Origin of the sequence: Mesorhizobium sp. M6A.T.Cr.TU.017.01.1.1 (assembly GCF_004023115.1) — a bacterium.
Classification (GTDB): domain Bacteria; phylum Pseudomonadota; class Alphaproteobacteria; order Rhizobiales; family Rhizobiaceae; genus Mesorhizobium; species Mesorhizobium mediterraneum.
This window is the reverse complement of sequence record NZ_RZTA01000236.1, coordinates 1-2,676: the sequence shown is the minus strand read 5'-3', so window position 1 is coordinate 2,676 and position 2,676 is coordinate 1. Positions and strand designations below refer to the sequence as shown.

At 58.9% G+C, this 2,676-nt stretch carries 2 protein-coding genes and 1 pseudogene; 1 reads left to right on the top strand and 2 read right to left on the bottom strand.

Going from position 1 to position 2,676, the window contains the following annotated elements:
* Positions 1-740: pseudogene (locus EOB36_RS33575) on the bottom strand (calcium-binding protein); the annotation flags it as partial.
* Positions 741-1,280: 540 nt separating this feature from the next.
* Entirely contained in the window at positions 1,281-1,940 is a 660-nt protein-coding gene (locus EOB36_RS33570; protein WP_095485424.1) for a DUF2161 family putative PD-(D/E)XK-type phosphodiesterase, read from the bottom strand.
* A 162-nt stretch (positions 1,941-2,102) separates the two neighbouring features.
* On the opposite strand from EOB36_RS33570, the gene EOB36_RS33565 reads away from it, so the two are divergent.
* On the top strand, positions 2,103-2,676 hold a 574-nt coding region (locus tag EOB36_RS33565), incomplete at its 3' end, for a MurR/RpiR family transcriptional regulator (protein ID WP_164897710.1).

Below are 2,676 nucleotides of genomic sequence, written 5' to 3'. Positions count from 1 at the left end.
GTGCTGAGATTGTGTTCCCGGAAAACGGCTTGCAGTTCCGGGGAGCTCTCAAGTGCGACGTCGCCTTCCTGCGAACCCCAGGCATAGGCAAAGTCGAATTCGGGCGACGGAACCAGTTCGTCCCAGTGGTCCATCATCGTCTGCAGCTGATCCGCCGTCGGCATGACGTATTTGCCGCCCGTGTTGGTCGTCCAATTGCCGCCGCCAAAGGTCTGATGGATCGGAACGATCTGGCTGGTCGGGATGCCCGACTCCACCGCTGCAGCCACGGTTCTGTCGATCATGTCGTAGTCGACCGTGTCTGTGCCGGTGCGCACCGGATAAGCGCTTATTCCAAACAGATCGATATGCGTGTTGTCATAGTTGTAGGTGTTGGAAAAATCCGGGTTTTCGGCAGACCCCATGTCCATCGCGGTGATGAAGGTCTTGGCTTCTGGCATACGAGAGTGGATCCAGTCGGATTCGGCTTTCAAGTCCTCAGCGTCTACCTGTGTGTGGTATTGGCCGGTGGGATCCGGCTCGTCGACGAGAAAAAACCCAAATACCTTCGGATTGCCAAGGAAGGGGGTGACTTTGTCGATAAAGGACTGGGTTACGCCCTCGCCCTCGTTGAGCCAGACCATAGCCTTCGTGCCATCCGGCAGCTCGTTGACCTGGTCAATGTATTGAACGTCAACCAGATTGAAACCGGCGCTTGCGACTTCTGTGGCGGACCCACCTGCTGCGAAATGAAGTGCCATTTATATTCCTTTTTTTCTTAGCGCCCCGCGGTGCCTGCCTACTAGACGGCGTATATTAGCGCCAAATCAAATACCCGCACCCCTCTGATAGAATTTTTGAGATTTTTGGTATTGCATCGAGTGTCGCAGCCCGGATTTCACCGCACAAAGTGCGCGCTCCTGCCAATGTCGATTTCGTGGAAACAATCCGTAGACAGTCTTGATAAACTGTCAAAATATTCCTTTTTTGTTCCTAGGCGTACCGATCCGTTCGACGCGCTTGGTAACGCAAATATCAACATTTGTTGTTTCTGACTGCTGCAATCACTGTCTCCTGCTGACGCATCTGCTCGATTTTTGCGCTCTGGCGGGCAGTCACAACGAGGCGACGCTGGCCGCCTCATAGCCAGTTTGGACTATTTGTTTGAACAATCTTGCCCCGGGCGATCGCAGTTTGCGATGTCACGCTGGCGACGGTGCCCATTGCCGCGTTTGAGTTCGGGATAGGTTCGTTGTCTCCCCTGCCGCGGCAAGCCGCTCAAACGACTCGGCGCCGCCTCGTCACGGTGCCGGTTGGGGCCAGCGCTGTAACGCAGCACGGCCAACGTCCGTAAGCGCATACACCCCGCGCTCGGCCCTGGCGAACCAGCCATAGACATTGTGAAGCAGGATATTGGCGGCGCGCGGCGAAATGGTTTTCAGGTCGCGCGGGCGCTTCGGGCCGTCCACCATGGCAGCGGCGCAGGCCAGCGCATCCTGCCGGTAAGCGGTCATTATCGGCGTTCGCGAGCCGCCGCCGACGACAGGGTCGCCGCGCCGGCGCTGATGCTCGTCCACCAGGCGCGATCTTCGCCTCGGATCTCGCCGGGGCGGCAAGGCTGCCGGGCTGAGCAGCAATTCAACGTTGCCGGCAGAACCAACCCCCAGAAGGCCGAAACCGAGCCGCCGGCAGAGTGCGCGGAACCGGCGATCGTGCTCCCGGCCTTTGCCGCGGGCCGACATCCTCGCCGCGAGCCAGACCTCGTCGCACGACGCAGCACGATCGACACCTTGAAGTACGAGTTCGAGGTTGAATTGCAGTTTCAATTCACAGATGACGACCACGGGCGGTTCGCCGTCGCGCAGTCCCACGACATCGCAGCCGCCAACTTCGCCTTTGACGGTGAATTCCAGGCTCTCAAGAAACCGCTTCACCGGCATGTAAAGAGACGTTTCCTGCATGCCGGAGCCATAGCCGATTCGTGAGCGGGTGGCACAGAGCCACTTAGTCATACCATATAACGCACCCAACGGTCTTTGTAGAAACCATTCCAAAAATTGACATCGATACCAGAATTTGTAATTTCTCTATCATCGGCTGAACACGGGAAAGGGAGAGGTCCGGTGTCGATCCGCGAAGAGTTGGCGCATACCACCCTGGTCCTCACATCCGCCGAAGCCAAGATCGTGCAGGTCCTCCTTGCCGACTATCCGATGTCCGGCCTCGGGACTGCCTCGCGCCTGGCAAAGGCAGCGGGCGTCAGCGATCCGACGGTCATGCGCCTCATGGTCAAGCTTGGCTATGGCGGCTTTGCCGCCTTCCAGGCCAAGCTTCTGGCGGAAATCGAATCCCGCCTGCACTCTCCTTTGCTGATGATGGAGGCGAAGCGGCCTGCCAATTCGAGCGAAGGCACGGTCAACGACTACTTCCATTCGGTTTCCGACAGCCTGGAGCGAACGCGCACGGCGGTTCCTTCGCAGAGCTACGGCCGCGCCGCCAGGATGCTGCTCGACTGCAAGGGCCAGGTCGTGCTGCTCGGCGGACGCTTCAGCCGCCACATCGCCTCGATGCTCGCGGGCTATCTCGTGCAGTTCCGTCCCGGCGTGCACGATATCGGCGCACTGGCGCCGACGGATTTCGATCTGCTGATCGATCTCGGCAAGCGCGACCTGCTCGTCGTTTTCGACTATCGCCGCT